The following is a 17,455-nucleotide window of genomic DNA, read 5'->3' as shown; positions in this document are numbered from 1 at the left end:
AAGTCGGAATGGCCGACTTCTCACTCCGCATTGGGCATTCCGCCACCAAGGCTTACAGCGGCAAGGCGCAGCCGCAGCCGCACGCGGGGTGGGCAGCGGGATGCCCGGGCTCCGTCAGGGCGGGGCCCGGGCGGTGGGGTGGGTCAGCTGACGGAGGAGTAGGCGATGATGCCGCGGCGGAGGCCGTCGACGGCCTTGCGGGCGGTCTTGCGGAGGTCGGTGTCGCTGCCGGCGGCGTCCTGGATCTGGCCGAGGACGTCGATCAGCTGCTTTGTCCAGCGGACGAAGTCGCCGGCCGGCATGTCGGCGTCGCGCAGGACGGAGTCCAGGGAGTGGCCGAGGGCCCAGCGGTAGGCGGCCCAGGCGAAGCCGAGGTCGGGTTCGCGCTGGCCGACGCCCTCGGCGGTGTTGATGCGGTGCTGCTCCTCCAGGGCGTCGAGGTGGCCCCAGATGCGGACCATCTGGCCGAGGGCGTCCTTCGCCGCGCCCTCAGGGACCCGGGGGGCGGTGGCGTCGTCGGACTGGCGCGCCTCGTAGACGAGCGCGGAGGCGCAGGCGGCGAGTTCGGCGGCGGCGAGGCCGCTCCAGACGCCCTCGCGGATGCACTCGGAGGCGAGCAGGTCGAGTTCGCCGTAGAGCCGGCCGAGCCGCTTGCCGTCGTCGGTGACGGTGTCGCCGCTGAGGTAGCCGAGGTCGGTGAGCAGCGCGCAGACCCGGTCGAAGGTGCGGGCGATGGTGTGGGTGCGGGAGCGCATCTTGCGTTCCAGCAGCTCGGTGTCGCGGTGCAGCCGGTGGTAGCGCTCGGACCAGCGGGCGTGGTCCTCGCGCTGGTCGCAGCCGTGGCAGGGGTGCTGGCGCAGGGCGGTGCGCAGCCGGCCGATCTCGGGGTCGTCCGCGGCGGCGGCCCGGCCGCGCCGGAACCGCTCGGGCTCCAGGTGGCCGGCCTTGGTGCGCAGGGCGGAGGCGAGGTCGCGCCGGGACTGCGGGCTGCGCGGGTTGAAGGACTTGGGGATCCGCACCCGCTCGATCGCGGCGACGGGGTGCGGGAAGTCGATCATCGCGAGCCGCTTGACCTGCCGCTCGGCGGTGAGCACCACCGGGCGCGGCCCGTCCTGGTAGTCGGGGTGGCGCGGGCCGCCGCGCGGCGAGCGGCTGACGGGCGGCAGGCCGGGGTCGAGGACGAGGGCGAGGCCGGCGAACTTGCCGGTCGGCACGTGGATGACGTCGCCGGGCTTGAGGTGCTCGATGGACTCGACGGCGGCGGCGCGGCGCTGGCTGCTGCCCTCGCGGGCGAGTTCGTTCTCCCGGTCCTTGAGCTGCCGGCGCAGCGACATGTACTCCGCGAAGTCGCCGAGGTGGCAGGTCATGGACTCGCGGTAGCCCTCCAGGCCCTCCTCGTTGCGCTGCACCTGGCGGGCGATGCCGACCACCGAGCGGTCGGCCTGGAACTGCGCGAAGGACGTCTCCAGCAGTTCGCGCGAGCGGTGCCGGCCGAACTGGGAGACCAGGTTGACGGCCATGTTGTAGGACGGCCGGAAGGAGGACTTGAGCGGGTAGGTGCGGGTGCCGGCGAGTCCGGCCAGCGCCTCCGGGTCGAGGCCGCGCTGCCAGAGCACCACGGCGTGGCCCTCGATGTCGATGCCGCGCCGCCCGGCCCGGCCGGTGAGCTGGGTGTACTCGCCGGGGGTGATGTCGGCGTGGGTCTCGCCGTTCCACTTGACGAGCTTCTCCATGACGACGGAGCGCGCCGGCATGTTGATGCCGAGGGCGAGGGTCTCGGTCGCGAAGACGGCCTTGACCAGGCCCTTCACGAACAGTTCCTCGACGACCTCCTTGAACCGCGGCAGCATGCCGGCGTGGTGGGCGGCGATGCCGCGCTCCAGCCCGTCCAGCCACTCGAAGTAGCCGAGGACGTGCAGGTCCTCGTCGGGGATGTCGGCGCAGCGCTCCTCGACGATGGCGCGGACCCGGGCGCGGTCGGCGTCCTTGTTGAGCCGCAGGCCGGAGGAGAGGCACTGCTGGACGGCGGCCTCGCAGCCGGCCCGGCTGAAGATGAAGGTGATGGCGGGCAGCAGGCCCTCGGCGTCCAGCCGGTCGATGACGTCGACGCGGCCCGGCGTCCAGACCTTGCCGGGGCGGCCGTTCGGCATGGATCGGCCCCGGCCGCGGCCGAACCGGTCGCGCGGGTTGCGGTCGAGTTCGCTGCGGGCGAGGCGGACCAGCTCCGGATTCACGGCCTTGCCGGGGTTGCGCAGGCTGCCCTTGGGGCGGCCGTCGCGGTCGGGGCTGGCGAACAGGTCGTACATCCGGTTGCCGGCCATCACGTGCTGCCAGAGCGGGACGGGCCGGTGCTCGGAGACGATGACCCGGGTGCCGCCGCGGACGGTGTCCAGCCAGTCGCCGAACTCCTCGGCGTTGGAGACGGTCGCGGAGAGCGAGACCAGGGTGACGGACTCGGGGAGGTGGATGATGACCTCCTCCCAGACGGCGCCGCGGAAGCGGTCGGCGAGGTAGTGGACCTCGTCCATGACCACGTAGCCGAGGCCGTCGAGGGTGCTGGAGCCCGCGTAGAGCATGTTGCGGAGCACCTCGGTGGTCATCACCACGACCGGGGCGTCGCCGTTGACGGTGTTGTCGCCGGTGAGCAGGCCGACCTTGGCGGCGCCGTAACGCTTGACGAGGTCCCCGTACTTCTGGTTCGACAGCGCCTTGATCGGCGTGGTGTAGAAGCACTTGCGCCCGGCCTGGAGGGCGAGGTGGACGGCGAACTCGCCGACGATGGTCTTGCCGGAGCCGGTGGGCGCGGCGACCAGGACGCCCTCGCCGGCCTCCAGGGTGCGGCAGGCCTCCAGCTGGAAGTCGTCCAGCTCGAAGTCGTACAGCTGCTGGAAGCCGTGCAGGGCGGTGGCCTGTTCCCTGGCCCGCAGGCGGGAGGCGGCGAACGCCTCGGCGGGGCTGAGCTCCCGCGCGTCGGAGGGCTCCCGGGAGGGCTCCCGGCCGTCGGAGGGCTCGCGCTCAGGGGTGTTCATCGCCGTCCGGGGGTCGCGGGGGTCGGTGGTGTGATCTCGCATCTCAGCGAGAGGTTACCCGGCGGGACTGACATCGATAGCACCGTTTTTCCCGGGCATTGGATCGCTTCTCTCTCACATCCATAGTTGCAAATGTCTTCAAGCGGTCATCGGGCGTCCGGATTCGAACGAGTCCGGTCATCCCCGGTGACACGCCGTGCGGCCTGCCTACATTCGGTGCCACATCCCGGTGACACCCACCGGGCCCACGGGAGGAGCGCACGATGGCGAACCTGGAGACCTCGCTCAAGGAGGCCATGGCGATCGAGGGCGCGATCGGCGTCGCCCTGGTCGACTACGGCAGCGGCATGGCCCTGGGCACCCTCGGTGACGGCGGGGAACTGGACCTCAACGTCGCCGCCGCGGGGAACACCGACGTCGTGCGGGCCAAGATGCGGGCGATGGAGCACCTCAACCTGCTCGACAACGAGATCGAGGACATCCTGGTCAGCCTGACCAGCCAGTACCACCTGCTGCGGCCGCTGACCACGCAGGGCGGCCGGGGCCTGTTCCTCTTCCTCGCGCTCAACCGCGGCCGCGCCAACCTGGCGATGGCCCGCCACCAGCTGAAGCGGATCGAGACGGCACTGGAGATCTGATCGGCCGGGCACGCCCCGGGGAGGGGAAACAGGGAGGGAGCGCCGTGGCGTTCGCGCTGTACCAGGCCAAGGCCGAGTTCTTCCGGATGCTCGGCCACCCCGTCCGGATCCGGGTCCTGGAGCTGCTGCAGGCCGGACCGACGCCCGTGCGCGACCTGCTGGCGGAGCTGGAGGTCGAACCCTCCAGGCTCTCGCAGCAGCTCGCGGTGCTGCGCCGGTCCGGCATCGTCAGCGCCACCCGGGAGGGCGGCACGGTGGTGTACGCGCTGGCCGGCGGGGACGTCGCCGACCTGCTGCGGGCGGCGCGGCGGATCCTCACCGGGGTCCTCGCGGACCAGCACGTGCTGCTCGCCGAGCTGCGCGCCGCCGCGGAGTGAGCGGCGCGCGGGCCGCGGCTACCCGAGCAGCCCGGCCAGTCCGGACGCCAGCACCTCGTACTCCGGCGCCCGGTTGTACAGCTGCGCGCACACCCGCAGCACCCCGCCGCCCGGCCACGGGCGCGCCACCGTCCGCACCGCGTGCCGCCGCCACATCCCGGCCATCAGCTCCTGCGCCTGCGGCAGCGTCTCGGCGACCCCGGGCGGCAGCCGCAGCGCGCGCATCGACAGGCCCGCCGAGGACGGCAGCGGCGCCAGCCCGACGCGCTCGGCGACCAGCCCGGCGCCGTACGCGACGAGCCGCTCGTTGTGCGTGCGCACCGCTCCCGGGCCGAACGCCTCCAGCAGGTCGAGACCCGCCGGGGCGGCCAGGTAGGGCGTGTAGTCCAGGGTGCCGCGCCACTCGACGGAGGCCGGGTAGCCCTGGTGGTCCTCCCAGGAGAGGATCAGCGGACGGATCTTGCCGGCCCACTCCGGGCGGACCACCAGGACGCCGGTGGCGCGCGGGGCGAAGGCCCACTTGTGCAGGTTGCCGAACCAGAAGTCGGCCTCCGCCGGGACGGGCCCGGCCAGCATGCCGGGCTCGTGCGCGGCGTCCACCACGGTGGTCACGCCGCGCCCGCGCAGCTCGCGCAGCAGCTCCGGGGTGGCGATCCGGCGGGCGGTCGGCGAGGTGATGCCGTCCAGGACGGCGAGCACCGTGCGGTCGGTGACCCGGGCCAGCACCGCCTCGCGCACCGCGTCCCCGTCGGGCAGGTCCAGCGGCAGCGCCACCGTGCGCAGCTCGGCGCCGGCGTCCTCGGCGCGCCGCCGGACGGCCTCGTTGACGGTGCCGTAGCCGTGGTCGGTGACCAGGACGTGGTCCCCGGCGGAGAGCGGCACGTTGGCGAGGGTCACGGCGATCGCGTCGGTGACGTTGGGCACCAGGGCGAGCAGTTCCGGCTCGGTGCCGAGGGCGGCGGCGATCCGGGCCCGGGCGGTGGCGACGCGGGCGGGCAGATCGGCGAAGAAGCCGTCGGGGTCGGCCTCCTGCTCCTCGTGCAGCCGGCGCTGGAGCTGCTGGACGGAGACGGGGACGGCGCCGAAGGAGCCGTGGTTGAGGTGGACCACCGCCGGATCCAGCGAGAACAGCGTCTCGGTGCCGGGCAGCGGCTCGGGGGGTGTGACGGTCCGCGGGGCCTCGGTCATGCGCTCCTCCTGATACCTGGATCCCTGTTACCTGGATCACGTGATGTGTGACATTTCACATGTCGCTCCACTGGTCGGCGAGCCGCCCCCGAGGCGACCATCGGGCGGTGACCATCACCGACTCCTACCTCTCCCTCAGCGCCCGGACCGGCCGCTTCGGCTTCGGCGCCCCGCGAGCGATCTCGCTCAACCAGGACGGTACCCGCCTCCTGCTGCTCCGCTCCAGCGGCCCCGAGGACGCGTTCGACCGCCTCCACCTCCTCGACCTCGCCACCGGCGAGGAGCGCGAGGTCGCCGACCCCACCGCCCTCGCCCCCGGCCGCACCGGCGCGGGCGACGCCCTGCCCGCCGTCGAGCGCCGGCTGCGCGAGCGGAGCCGGCTCACCGCCGCCGGCATCGGCACCTACGCCGCCACCCCCGACCTCGCCGTCGCCGTCTTCGCGCTGGACGGCCGGCTCTTCCGCACCGAGACCGCCACCGGCCGCACCACCGAGGTCCCCACCGTCGGCCCGGCCTTCGACCCCCGGCCGAACCCGACCGGCGACCTCGTCGCCTACGTCGGCGACGACGCGCTCTACCTCGCCTCCGCCGACGTCCCCGGCCTCCAGCGGCTCAGCCCCGACGACGGCGCCCGCTGGGGCGTCGCCGAGTTCGCCGCCGCCGAGGAACTGGGCCGCCACCGCGGCCACTGGTGGCGCCCGGACGGCGGCGCCGTGCTCGCCACCCGGGTGGACGAGTCCGACGTCCCGCCGCGCCACTTCGCCGACCCGGCCCACCCCGAGCGGGCCCCCGAGCGGTTCGCCTACCCGCAGGCCGGCGGCCCCAACGCCGACGTCCGGCTCTGGGTGCTCGGCCTGGACGGCACCCGGGTCGAACTCGCCTGGGACACCGCCGCCTTCCCCTACCTGTGCGCCGCCGAGTGGGCCGGCGACGAGGAACTGCTGCTCACCGTCGCCGACCGGCTCCAGCAGAACGTCCTGCTGCTGAGCGCCGACCCGGCCACCGGGGCCACCACCGAACTCTCCCGCACCACCGACGCGTTCTGGGTCGACGACCTGCCCGGCACCCCCGCCCGGCTGGACGACGGCCGGCTGCTCACCGTCCTCGACACCCCCGGGGCCCGCGGCCTGGCCCTGGACGGCAAGCCGCTGGACACCACCGGCCTGCAGATCCGCCGGGTGGTCGGGCGGCTGCGCGGGAAGCTGCTCTGCGAGACCGGCGAGGGCGACCCGTTCGACCAGCACGTCCACCTCGTCGACCCGGACGGCGGCGCCCCCGAGCGGATCTCCGAGGGCCCCGGCGTGCACAGCGCCCTGGCCGCCGGCGACACCCTGCTGCTCACCTCGGCCGGCCCGGACGGCGTGCGCCGCGAGGCCCTCACCCCCCAGGGCGTCACCGCCCTGACGGACCGCTCGGCCGCCCTGCCGTACCGGGTCGCGCCGCGGCTGGCCCGGGTCACCGAGCGCGCCCTGCCGAGCGCCGTGGTCTACCCGCGCGGGCACGTCCCCGGCCGCCGGCTGCCCGTGCTGCTCGACGTCTACGGCGGCCCCGGCTTCCAGGCGGTGGCCAACGAGCCGCGCCGCTGGCAGCTCAAGCAGTGGTGGGCCGACCAGGGCTTCGCGGTGGTCACCGTGGACAACGGCGGCACCCCGTTCGTCTCCCCCGCCTTCAGCCGGACCATCTTCCGGCGCTTCTCGCAGGTGGCGCTGGACGACCAGGTGGACGCGCTGCACGCACTCGGCGCCGCGCACCCCGACCTCGACCTCGGCCGGGTCGGCGTACGCGGCTGGTCCTACGGCGGCTACTTCGCGGCGATGGCCGTGCTGCGCCGCCCGGACGTCTTCCACGCGGCCTGCGCGGGCGCCCCGCCCACCGACTTCCGGCTCTACGACACCGCGTACACCGAGCGCTACCTCGGCCTGCCGCAGGAGAACCCGGACGGCTACGCGGCCGACTGCCTGGTGGACGACGCGCCGTCACTGACCCGGCCGCTGCTGCTGATCCACGGCCTGGCCGACGACAACGTGCACCCCTCGCACACCCTGCTGCTCTCCCAGGCGCTCACCCGGGCCGGCCGCCCGCACAGCCTGCTGGCCCTGCCGGGGATCACCCACATGACGCCGGGCGGTGTCGGCGAGCAGCTGGCGCAGGCCGAACTCGCTTTCCTGCGGGCCTCCTTGGGCTGACCGCTCCGCATTCCCGAGCGCCGCACGACCCCACCCGGGCCGTGCGGCGCTCGGCATTTCCGGCCGTCCGTCGACCCAAGCCCTTCCACGTAACCCGTGACATGTGAAATATTACCTGCGCTCACCCGACCACCCCCGTCCGGAAAGGACCGGTCAGTTGCGCAGACTGTCCGCGGCGTTCGCGGCCGCGCTCACCACGAGCGCGATAGCGGCCACCCTCCTCGGGTCCCCCGCCCAGGCCGCCACCCCCTCCCCCGTACCCGCCCTCACCGCCGGGAGCGGCTCCGGCGCCGAGGCCGGCGGGCTCGAAGCCCCGCCCGCCCCGCTCGCCCCGCAGGAGCGCGAGCGCCAGTCGCTGCGCACCAAGGCGCTGGAGCAGGTCAACAAGGGCGTCGCGGCGAAGACCGCCGGCCGCCGGGCACCCGCCAAGGTGCGGATCGGCAACGACTACGTCGAGCTCGCCCAGCAGCGCAAGGACAAGGTCTTCGTCATCCTGGCCCAGTTCGGCGACCAGGTGGACAACACCACCCTCCACAACGGCCAGCCGCGCTACGGCGGCACCCCGGGCCCGCTGCACAACGCCATCCCCAAGCCCGGCCGGAGCGACAACCACACGCTCTGGAACCAGGACTTCAGCCGGCAGTACTACCAGAAGATGTTCTTCGACGACTCGCCCGGCGCGGTCTCGATGCGCAACTACTACCGCACCCAGTCCTCGGGCCGCTACGACATCGAGGGCACCGTCAGCGACTGGGTCACCCTGCCCTGGAACGAGGCCCGCTACGGCTCCAACAAGGGCCCGCAGGGCTCCGGCGCCTGGACCCAGGGCCAGGAGTTCATCCGGGACGCCGTGAAGGCCTGGTACGACGGCCAGATCGCCCAGGGCCGCACCCCCGCCGACGTCAAGGCCGAACTGGCCCAGTACGACGTCCACGACCGCTACGACCACGACAAGGACGGCGAGTTCGGCCGGCCCGACGGCTACCTGGACAACGTCGTCGTGGTGCACGCGGGCGTCGACGAGACCTGGGGCGGCGGTGCCCAGGGCGCCGACGCGCTGTGGGCGCACCGCAGTTGGACCTTCCCGGACCCGACCGGCCAGACCGGCCCGGACGGCAACCGGATCGGCGGAGCGCCGGTCGGCGACACCGGGCTGTACGTCTACGACTACGTCCAGGCCGGCGAGAACAGCGGAGTCGGCCTGTTCGCCCACGAGTTCGGCCACAACCTCGGCCTGCCCGACCTCTACAGCACCAACGGCGGCGACAACAGCGTCAACTTCTGGTCGCTGATGTCCTCCGGCTCGTACCTGGGCAAGGGGAAGAACACCACCGGCGCCTACCCCGCCGACCTCGACGCCTGGAGCAAGCTGCAGTTCGGCTGGCTCGACTACGACGAGGCGCAGGCCGCCACCCGCTCCAGCCACGCGCTCGGCGTCAGCGGCTACAACACCGACCAGGCGCAGGCCGTCCTGGTCCACCTGCCGGACAGCACCACCAGCACCGACCTCGCCGACCCGCGCGAGGGCTCCAGGCAGTGGTGGAGCAACACCGGCGACGACCTGGACAACGCGCTGGCCCGCGACGTCGACCTGACCTCCGCCACCGGCCCGGCCGCCCTCGACGCGGCCGTCTGGTACGACATCGAGCAGGACTACGACTTCCTGACCGTCGAGGCCTCCACCGACGGCGGCAAGCGCTGGACGGCCCTGCCCGGCACCGTGGACGGCGCGCCGATCGGCAGCACCAGCGCCAACGTCCCCGGCCTGAGCGGCACTTCGGGCGCCTACCGGCAGCTGCACATCCCGCTGGACGGCTACGCCGGACAGCACGTCCGGCTGCGCTTCCACGTCACCTCGGACAACAACACCCACGGCAGGGGCGTCCTGGTCGACGCGGTGAGGATCACCGCCGGCGGCACCGAACTGTTCGCCGACGGCGCCGAGAACGGCGCGGCCGACTGGGCCAGTACCGGCTTCACCGTCATCACCGGCCGCACCCACGTCCAGCAGCACCCGCGCGCCTACCTGGTGGAGAACCGCCGCTACGCCGGCTACGGCGCGTTCCTGAAGACCGGGCCGTACAACTTCGGGTACACCGGTGTCGACGGCAAGAAGGACATCGTCGACAACTACCCGTACCAGGAGGGCGTGCTCATCTGGCTCTGGGACACCGCCTACGGCGACAACAACACCAAGGACCACCCCGGCGGCGGCCTGATCCTGCCGATCGACGCCCACCCGACGCCGATCCGCTTCGCCGACGGCACCCTGGTCAACGGCCGGGCGCAGACCTACGACGCGACCTTCTCGCTCAAGCCGACCACCGCGTTCACCCTGCACAAGGCGGGCGTGCCGGTCCGGATCGGCGCCAAGCCGGCCGTCCCCGCGTTCAACGACCGAACCGGTGTCTACAGCGACCCGGCGACCCCGATGCTCGGCGTCAAGGTCCCGGACACCAACACCAGGATCGAGGTCGTCCGCGAGGCCCAGGGCGGGCGGATCACCACCGTCCGGGTGGGCCCCGCGTCCTGACCCCGGCACCCGAACCCCCGGTGTCCTGAGCACCGGGTCCCCGTGGAAGACAGGTACCACGGACAGGCCGCCCCGGCCCTCCCCCACGGAGGGCCGGGGCGGCCGCGTTCCCGCTCAGGCCCGGGCCCGGCGCCGCAGGCTCATCGCCGCGGTGACGGTGCCGAACACGGTCAGCGCGCCCAGCCCGAAGAGCCTGCACCTGGCGCCGTCCAGCGTCGAGTCCCGCCCGCGCTCACCAGTGTCCCGGCCACCGCCGAGCTCACCGAGAAGGCGATCAGCTGGGTGGTGTCCAGCCCGGCCGCCGCCTTGCCGCCCTCCGCCTCGTCGTCGGTGCTGCGCATCGCCGTGACGCTCAGGTGCGGGAACGCGACCCCGATGCCGGTGCCGCCCACGATCAGCACCACCGCCCCCAGCAGCACCCGCCCGCCGGACGCCGAGCCGGTCTGAAGCAGGCCGTACGCCGGCGGGCCCGCCGTGAGCACCGCCGGGCCCAGCCGGATCGCTGGCCCACGGGCCCGCTCCGAGCGCATGCCGACGCTGAACAGCTGCGCGGACGTCCGGCCCACCGGGACCGTCGCCCCCAGGAGCCCGGCCGCCGGCGGGCTCGGCCCGCCCGACTCCTGGCCGAACAGCGGGATGAAGGTCTCGGTCATCACACCGGTGCAGTACACCGCGACGGTCGGGTGGATCCACTTCAGGTGGTTGCCGCGCCGGTAGGTGGGCTTCGGCAAGGCGGTCGCCGCTCCGCCGCGCTCCGCCGCCACGAAGCCGGCCGGCAGCGCCAGGCCCAGCACGATGCAGAGCACCGTCGCCCAGCCGCGCGGCACCGTCGAACCGATGCCGAACGTCGCCGCCGACAGGGTCAGCAGCAGCGAGGCCAGCGGCAGCGGCTCGCCCGTCCGCCCCCGCCCGGACGGCCCGGGCAGCGAGCGCCGGGCCGACCAGCGGCGCCACCACCGGCACGTGCTGCGCCGGCTCTCGCTGGTCCTGGTCGCCAAACGGCTCGGCATCGCGCCGGCCGAGGTGGCCGGGGTGTTCGCCGGCCTGCCCGCCGACCGGATGCCGGACGAGCGCGACCGGGAGCGGGTCTCGCGCCGCTGGGCGGCGCTGCCGGCGGCCAGGCGCCGGGAGGTCGAGCGGCTGGAGAGCGAACCGACCGGCTGCATCGGCTCCGGCTGCCCCTCGCTGCGCCGCTGCCGGGTGCTCGACCCGAAGGACGCCCTCGCCGCCGACGGCCCCGGCCCGCGCCGGCCGCCGTCCGGGGGGCCCGGGCCCGGCCGAGCCCGGCGCCGGCCGGCGCGTGTCCGGATCCTGGAAGCCCGACGGGCCCGCCGGAACCGACGACCCAGGTCGGCCCGGCGAGCCCGCCGCACCCGGCCGCAGGGGGCCCGGGTGACCCGGTCGGACGCGGCCCTCAACAGGCTCCCCGCCGCGCCCGACCGGGCGTTCGTGGTGTGCGCGCGGAGCCGGTGCTCCGCGCGCGGGTGGTGCCGTACCGCCCGCCGTGGGGGTGACTGGACGGTACGGCGGTCGAGCCGCGGCCGGGGGCGCGCCCAACGGCGGGCGCCCGCGGCCGCGAGACCGTGTCCCGGGGGGGATTCCCGGCCCCCGGCTCCGGCTCCCCGGTGTCAGTTCTCCGGGAAGTGGCAGGCCGCCTCGCGCCCACCGGGCCCGGCGATCCGCAGCAGCGGCCGCTCGGTGCGGCAGACCTCCTGGGCCTTCGGGCAGCGCGGGTGGAAGCTGCACCCGGACGGCGGGTCGGCCGGGCTCGGCGGATCGCCGAGCAGCACGATCCGCTCCCGCTCCCGCTCCGCCGCCGGGTCCGGCAGCGGCACCGCGGAGAGCAGCGCCCGGGTGTACGGGTGCGCCGGGTTGCCGTACACCTGGTGCTTGTCGCCGATCTCGACGATCCGGCCGAGGTACATCACCGCGACCCGGTCGCAGACCCGCTTGACCACTGAGAGGTCGTGCGCGATGAAGATGTACGCCAGCCCCAGCTCGTCCTGGAGCCGCTCCATCAGATTGACCACCTGGGCCTGGATGGAGACGTCCAGCGCGGAGACCGGCTCGTCGGCGACCACCAGCCGGGGCGAGGTGGCCAGCGAGCGGGCGATGCCGATGCGCTGGGCCTGGCCGCCGGAGAACTCGTGCGGGTAGCGGTCCAGGTGCTCGGGGATGAGCCCGACCAGCTCCATCAGTTCGGCGGCCCGCTTGCGCGCCTCGGCCGCGCCGGTGCCCTGGACCAGCAGCGGCTCGGAGATGATCCGGGCCACCGTCTGGCGGGGGTTCAGCGAGGAGTACGGGTCCTGGAAGACCATCTGGAGGTCCCGGCGGTGCGGGCGCAGCTGCGCCTGGCTCAGGCCGCCGATCTCGGTGCCGTCGAAGGTGACGGTGCCCGAGGTCGGGTCGATCAGCCGGACGACCATCCGCCCGGTGGTGGACTTGCCGCAGCCGGACTCGCCGACCAGGCCGAGGGTCTCGCCGGCGCCGACGTCGAAGCTCACCCCGTCGACGGCGCGGATCGGGGCGCCGGCCTTGCCGGTGCGCGAGCGTCGGCCGGGGAAGGCCTTCACCAGGTCCCGGACGGACAGCAGGGGCTGGGCGGGCTCGGTGGTCGCGGTCATCCGAGGGCTCCTTCCGGCACCAGCGGCAGGTGGCAGGCGGCCTGGTGGCCGGGCGAGAGCGGGCCGAACGACGGGCGCTCGGCCAGGCAGCGGGCGTGGTCCTCGGCGGTGGCGGCGGTGGTGCGGGCGCAGCGCGGGGCGAAGGAGCAGCCGGGGGCGGGGGCGATCAGCGACGGCGGGCTGCCGGGGATGGCCCGCAGCGGGGCGTCGTCGGTGTCGTCCAGTCGGGGCAGCGAGTCGAGCAGCCCGCGGGTGTAGGGGTGCGCGGGGGCGGCGAACAGCCGTTCCACGGCGGCCTGTTCGGCGGCGCGTCCGCCGTACATGACCAGCACCTCGTGGGCGACCCGGGCGACCACGCCGAGGTCGTGGGTGATCATCACGACGCCGAGGCCGCGCTCCTGCTGGATCCGGGCGATCAGATCGAGGATCTGGGCCTGGACGGTGACGTCGAGCGCGGTGGTCGGCTCGTCGGCGATCAGCAGCTCGGGTTCGCAGGCGAGCGCCATGGCGATCATCACGCGCTGGCGCATGCCGCCGGAGAACTGGTGCGGGTACTCGTCGACCCGGCGGGCGGGTTCGGGGATGCCCACCTCGGCGAGCATCTCGACGGCACGCTGCCGTCCGGCCTTGCGGGAGGCCTTGAAGTGCACCCGGTAGTGCTCGGCGATCTGCTCCCCGACGGTGTAGAAGGGGTGCAGGCTGGAGAGCGGGTCCTGGAAGATCATGGCGATCCGCCGGCCCCGGACGGTGCCGAGCTCCCGCTCGCCGAGCCCGTTGAGCTCCTGGCCGTTCAGCCGGATCGAGCCGGTGACGGCGGCGCCGCGGTGCAGGCCCATGACGGCGAGCGAGGTGACGGACTTGCCGCTGCCGGACTCGCCGACCAGGCCGAGGGTCTTCCCGGCCTCGACGGTGAAGTCGATGCCGTCGACGGCCCGGACGGTGCCGCGCGGGGTGTCGAAGGAGACCTTGAGGTCCTCGACCTCCAACAGAGGAGTCATCAGTACCTCACTCGTGGGTCGACGTAGGCGTAGAGCAGGTCGACCAGCAGGTTCGCGACGACGATGAAGAAGGCCGCGAGCAGGGTGACACCGAGGATGACGGGCTGGTCCGAGCGGCTCAGTCCGTCGTAGAAGAGCCGGCCGATGCCGGGCAGGCCGAAGATCGACTCGGTGATGACGGCACCGGCCAGCAGGCCGCCGAGGTCCATGCCGAAGATGGTGAGGATCGGCGTCATGCCCGAGCGCAGCCCGTGCTTGACGGTGACGGTGCGGGCCGGCAGACCCTTCGCCCGGGCGGTGCGGATGTACGGTTCGGCCATCGCCTCGATCATCGAGGAGCGGCTCTGCCGGGCGTACTGGGCCGCGTACAGCAGCGCCAGGGCCAGCCAGGGCAGCAGCAGGTTGGAGGCCCACGAGACCGGGTTCTCGGTGAACTTGTGGTACGCCGGGTAGGGCAGCAGGTCGGCGCTGCGCACGATGCCCCAGATCAGCATGATCGAGGTGAAGTAGACCGGCAGCGAGGCGGCGCCGACCGAGAACACGGTCAGGACCCGGTCGGTGACGGTGCCCTTGCGCAGCGCCGAGGTGACGCCGGCGCCGAGGCCGATCAGCAGCCAGAGCACGGCCGCGCCGATGGCCAGCGAGACGGAGACCGGCAGGCGGTCGATCAGGAGGTCCCAGACCGGCAGCGAGTACTCGTAGGAGTAGCCGAGGCAGGGGAAGCCGCAGTGGGTGGCGGTGGGGCCGCTGCCGTAGTCGCGGCCGGCGAAGATGCTGGTGAGGTAGGAGACGAACTGCTCCCAGACCGGCTTGTCCAGGCCCATCGCGATCTTGACCTCGGCCAGCCGCTCGGGGCTGCAGGTCTTGCCGCAGGCGGCCGCGGCCGGGTCGTTGGGCAGCAGGTAGAAGATGGTGAAGGTGATGGCGCAGATGGCCAGCAGGATGCCGGCCATGCCGAGCAGCCGGCGACCGAGGTAGAGGATCACGACCGTCCTCCCTTCGGGTCGAGGATGTCGCGCAGCGCGTCACCGAGCAGGGTGAAGGCGAGCACGGCGACGAAGAGGAAGGCCGTCGGGATCAGGAAGTACGTCGGGTCGGTCTCGTAGAAGACGATCGACTCGGCGATCATCTGCCCCCAGGAGGGGGTCGGCGGCCGAACGCCCACGCCGAGGTAGGAGAGCGCGGCCTCGGTGGCGATCATGCCGGGGATCAGCAGGGTGGTGTAGGCGATGATCGGGCCGGAGACGTTGGGCAGGATCTCGCGGGTGAGGATGCGCCAGGAGCGGGCGCCGCCGACCTTGGCGGCCTCCACGTACTCCCGGTGCTTGAGCGAGAGCGTCTGGCCCCGGACCACGCGGGCCACGCCGGGCCAGCCGAACACGCCGATCACCGTGGTCATCAGCAGGATCCGGTTGACGTCCTTGGCCACCGACATCATCGCGATCATGAAGATCAGCGAGGGGAAGGACATCGTGAGGTCCATCAGCCGGGACAGCGCGCTGTCGACCCGACCGCCGAAGTAGCCGGCCGCGATGCCGGCCATGGTGCCGGCGATCACGACGATGGCGGTGGCGACGAAGGCGATCAGCAGGGAGACCTGGCCGCCGTGCAGGACCCGGGCGAACAGGTCGCGGCCGGTGAGCGGCTCGACGCCGAACCAGTGCCGGGCGCTGATGCCGCCGAAGTCGCCCTTGGGCAGGCCGCCCAGGTAGGAGTCGATGGAGCGCTTGTCGAACTCCTCGGCGTTCCAGCCGCCGAGCGCGCTCAGCGGTCCGGCCAGCACGGCCAGCAGGACGAGGAAGGCGACCATGATCAGGCCGAACCGGGCGGAACCCTTGGCCCACAACTGGTCCCAGACCAGCCGCCAGGGTCCGCGTCCGGAGGGCTTCGCGGGGCCCGCCGCCGCGACGGGCGCGGCGGCGGGCTCAGTGGAGGTGCTCATTGGGTGGTGGCCCCTCAGCCCTGGCTCTTGGAGGGGTCCTTGAGGCCGACGGCGGCCAGGTCGAGCATGCCGGCGTAGCCCGCGGCGCCGAAGGCGCCGGCCACGTTGGTGCCGACCAGCAGCGGGCGGCGCTGCCACAGCAGCGGGATGGCCGGGGCCTTCTTCAGCAGCTCCTCGTCCAGCTTCTTCCAGGCCTCGTTGGCCTCCTTGACGTCCGTCAGGGCCATGATGCGGTCCATCTCGTCCATCGTCGCCTGGTCGCGGAACTGGCTCCAGTTGCCCTGGTTGCCCTTCTCCTTGATGGTGCGGCCGTCGAAGAGGAAGGGCAGGAAGGTGGAGCCGGACGCGTAGTCCGGGCACCAGCCGTTGAGGGTCATCTCCGGCGCGTTCTTGGAGTCGCCGAGGGTGTCCGAGTACGCCGACGGGTCGACGGTGTTGACGGTGACCTGGACACCGGCCTTGGACAGCGACTGCTGGATCGCCTCGGCGCGGGTCTTGTCGCCGAGCGAGACGGTGAGCGAGACCTTGAGGTCGGTCTTGCCGGCCTCCTTGAGCAGCGCCTTGGCCTTCTCCGGGTCGCCGGCGGCCGGGATCTTCAGCGGGTCGGACTTGACGCCGCCGGTCATCGACGGGGGCAGGTAGGTGGTGGCGATGTCGGTGAGCGCCGGGCCGCCGAACGCGGTGACCTGGGCCTCGCGGTCGACCGCCCACATCATCGCCTCGCGGGCCTTCGGGTCGTCGAACGGCGCCTTTGAGGTGTTCAGGTAGAGGCTGTCGGTGCAGCCGGTACGCTCGGCGATCATGCGGGACTTGACGTCCGGCTTGGGCAGCACCTTGGAGACGGACTCGGGGCGCATCCACGGCATCTCGATGGTGCTGGCGTCCGCGCCGTCGCTGGCGATGATGCGGTCGTCGGCCTGGCCGCCCTTGAGGCCCTGGGTCACCACGATCTTGTCCGGGTAGGCCTTGCGGACGGTGTCCGTGGCCTGGTCCCAGTTCGTGTTGCGGACCAGCACCAGCTGCTTGCCGCGGTCGTAGGTCTCGATCTTGTACGGGCCGGAGGAGAACACCCGCATGTCGTACTGGGTGCCCTTCTCCTGGGACTGCGGCACCGGCGCGAAGGTGGGCATGGCCGCGGTGTAGGAGAACTCGGCGACCGGGCGCTTCAGACGGAAGATGATCGTCTTGTCGTCCGGCGTCTCGATGCTCGGCAGGTGCTCGCCGTTCAGCGGGCCCTTGTAGTTCTCACCGCCGGCCAGGTACTGCACGGCGTAGTCCGGTCCACCGGTGAGGTCCGGGGAGAACGAGCGCTCGACGTTGTACTTGATGTCGGCCGACTTGATCGGGGTGCCGTCCTCGTACTTGAGGCCGTCCTTCAGGGTGAAGGTCCAGGTCTTGCCACCGTCGGAGGGCCGGCCCACGTCGGTGGCGAGGTCCGGGACGATCTCGTTGCCGGCATCGCCGGGCGCGGACTTGAAGGTCACCAGGGTTCGGTAGAGCAGCCGGGTGCCGAAGTCCATGGTCGGGAGCACCCAGTTGCGGGCCGGGTCGAGGTGGGCGAAGTCCTGGTTGGTCAGCACGGTGAGGGTGCCGCCCTTGACCGGCGTACCGCCCACGACCGTGCCGGCCTCGGCGCCCGGGGCCTGGGTGGAGGCCGCGTTGCTCTCGCCGGAACTGTCGTCCTTGTCCTTGTCACCGCAGGCCGCGAGGCCGAGGGAGAGTGCCGCCGCGACGGCCGCCGCGATGGTGGTCTGGGTACGCCTGTTCATATCTGACTCCGCAGTGGGGGGCCCGCCGTGAAGGCCCGTCGTCCGCCCCGGGGGTGGATCCGGGACCAGCCTCGGAGGGCGACCTCAGGGGGTCTAGCCGCTCCGCGGTGTGACCCGTAACATAGTAATGTGAAATTGCACTGCACAAGAGGTGACGCCGCCCGTTACCGA

The 17,455-nt window shown here is 73.0% G+C and carries 12 protein-coding genes; 4 read left to right on the top strand and 8 right to left on the bottom strand.

Annotation, left to right across the window (positions count from 1 at the left end):
• Nucleotides 1-143: 143 nt before the first annotated feature.
• On the bottom strand, nucleotides 144-3,071 hold the full coding sequence (locus ACFU74_RS16685) for a DEAD/DEAH box helicase (RefSeq protein ID WP_380757124.1): 2,928 nt from the start codon (nucleotides 3,069-3,071) through the stop codon (nucleotides 144-146).
• A 221-nt stretch (nucleotides 3,072-3,292) separates the two neighbouring features.
• On the opposite strand from ACFU74_RS16685, the gene ACFU74_RS16680 reads away from it, so the two are divergent.
• Together ACFU74_RS16680 and ACFU74_RS16675 are read left to right on the top strand one after the other, a co-directional pair.
• Entirely contained in the window at nucleotides 3,293-3,667 is a 375-nt protein-coding gene (locus ACFU74_RS16680) for a hypothetical protein (RefSeq protein WP_344322143.1), read from the top strand.
• 44 nt (nucleotides 3,668-3,711) lie between these two features.
• Entirely contained in the window at nucleotides 3,712-4,044 is a 333-nt protein-coding gene (locus ACFU74_RS16675) for an ArsR/SmtB family transcription factor (RefSeq protein ID WP_380757122.1), read from the top strand.
• An 18-nt stretch (nucleotides 4,045-4,062) separates the two neighbouring features.
• On the opposite strand, the gene ACFU74_RS16670 is transcribed toward ACFU74_RS16675, so the two are convergent.
• Nucleotides 4,063-5,232 carry an aminotransferase class V-fold PLP-dependent enzyme gene (locus ACFU74_RS16670; RefSeq protein ID WP_380757120.1) on the bottom strand — a complete coding sequence of 390 codons (1,170 nt, stop codon included), beginning with the start codon at nucleotides 5,230-5,232 and terminating at the stop codon, nucleotides 4,063-4,065.
• Between the two features lie 107 nt (nucleotides 5,233-5,339).
• On the opposite strand from ACFU74_RS16670, the gene ACFU74_RS16665 reads away from it, so the two are divergent.
• Both ACFU74_RS16665 and ACFU74_RS16660 read left to right on the top strand, forming a co-directional pair.
• Entirely contained in the window at nucleotides 5,340-7,418 is a 2,079-nt protein-coding gene (locus ACFU74_RS16665; protein WP_380757118.1) for a prolyl oligopeptidase family serine peptidase, read from the top strand.
• A gap of 157 nt (nucleotides 7,419-7,575) precedes the next feature.
• The gene (locus ACFU74_RS16660) at nucleotides 7,576-9,951 is read left to right on the top strand and encodes an immune inhibitor A domain-containing protein (RefSeq protein WP_380757116.1); all 2,376 of its coding nucleotides are present in this window, start codon (nucleotides 7,576-7,578) and stop codon (nucleotides 9,949-9,951) included.
• Between the two features lie 170 nt (nucleotides 9,952-10,121).
• On the opposite strand, the gene ACFU74_RS16655 is transcribed toward ACFU74_RS16660, so the two are convergent.
• From ACFU74_RS16655 to ACFU74_RS16630, 6 genes are all read right to left on the bottom strand, one after another.
• Nucleotides 10,122-11,117, bottom strand: a complete 996-nt coding sequence (locus tag ACFU74_RS16655; RefSeq protein ID WP_380757114.1) for a hypothetical protein — start codon at nucleotides 11,115-11,117, stop codon at nucleotides 10,122-10,124.
• 462 nt (nucleotides 11,118-11,579) lie between these two features.
• Nucleotides 11,580-12,575: an ABC transporter ATP-binding protein gene (locus ACFU74_RS16650; RefSeq protein WP_380757112.1), complete on the bottom strand. Its 996-nt coding sequence runs from the start codon at nucleotides 12,573-12,575 to the stop codon at nucleotides 11,580-11,582.
• Complete coding sequence (locus tag ACFU74_RS16645; RefSeq protein ID WP_380757110.1) at nucleotides 12,572-13,573, bottom strand: ABC transporter ATP-binding protein; 1,002 nt, start codon at nucleotides 13,571-13,573, stop codon at nucleotides 12,572-12,574. The genes ACFU74_RS16650 and ACFU74_RS16645 overlap by 4 nt, the downstream gene beginning before the upstream one ends.
• Nucleotides 13,573-14,559, bottom strand: a complete 987-nt coding sequence (locus ACFU74_RS16640) for an ABC transporter permease (RefSeq protein WP_380757108.1) — start codon at nucleotides 14,557-14,559, stop codon at nucleotides 13,573-13,575. Before ACFU74_RS16640 ends, ACFU74_RS16645 begins: the two co-directional genes overlap by 1 nt.
• The gene (locus ACFU74_RS16635) at nucleotides 14,556-15,515 is read right to left on the bottom strand and encodes an ABC transporter permease (RefSeq protein WP_380757106.1); all 960 of its coding nucleotides are present in this window, start codon (nucleotides 15,513-15,515) and stop codon (nucleotides 14,556-14,558) included. Before ACFU74_RS16635 ends, ACFU74_RS16640 begins: the two co-directional genes overlap by 4 nt.
• A 14-nt stretch (nucleotides 15,516-15,529) precedes the next feature.
• A complete protein-coding gene (locus ACFU74_RS16630; RefSeq protein WP_380757104.1) occupies nucleotides 15,530-17,284 on the bottom strand; it encodes an ABC transporter substrate-binding protein in 1,755 nt (584 codons plus the stop codon).
• Nucleotides 17,285-17,455: the final 171 nt, after the last annotated feature.

It is taken from the genome of Kitasatospora sp. NPDC057500 (assembly GCF_042802195.1).
GTDB lineage: Bacteria > Actinomycetota > Actinomycetes > Streptomycetales > Streptomycetaceae > Kitasatospora.
Note: the sequence above shows the minus strand (reverse complement) of the source record. Positions and strands in the feature narration are given on the sequence as shown.

Bases quoted from the DNA above. Each gene is read 5' to 3' on its own strand.
- ACFU74_RS16685 (WP_380757124.1), bottom strand. From the start codon at position 3,071: ATGCGAGATCACACCACCGACCCCCGCGACCCCCGGACGGCGATGAAC.
- ACFU74_RS16680 (WP_344322143.1), top strand. From the start codon at position 3,293: ATGGCGAACCTGGAGACCTCGCTCAAGGAGGCCATGGCGATCGAGGGC.
- ACFU74_RS16670 (WP_380757120.1), bottom strand. From the start codon at position 5,232: ATGACCGAGGCCCCGCGGACCGTCACACCCCCCGAGCCGCTGCCCGGC.
- ACFU74_RS16655 (WP_380757114.1), bottom strand. From the start codon at position 11,117: ATGCAGCCGGTCGGTTCGCTCTCCAGCCGCTCGACCTCCCGGCGCCTG.
- ACFU74_RS16650 (WP_380757112.1), bottom strand. From the start codon at position 12,575: ATGACCGCGACCACCGAGCCCGCCCAGCCCCTGCTGTCCGTCCGGGAC.
- ACFU74_RS16645 (WP_380757110.1), bottom strand. From the start codon at position 13,573: ATGACTCCTCTGTTGGAGGTCGAGGACCTCAAGGTCTCCTTCGACACC.
- ACFU74_RS16635 (WP_380757106.1), bottom strand. From the start codon at position 15,515: ATGAGCACCTCCACTGAGCCCGCCGCCGCGCCCGTCGCGGCGGCGGGC.
- ACFU74_RS16630 (WP_380757104.1), bottom strand. From the start codon at position 17,284: ATGAACAGGCGTACCCAGACCACCATCGCGGCGGCCGTCGCGGCGGCA.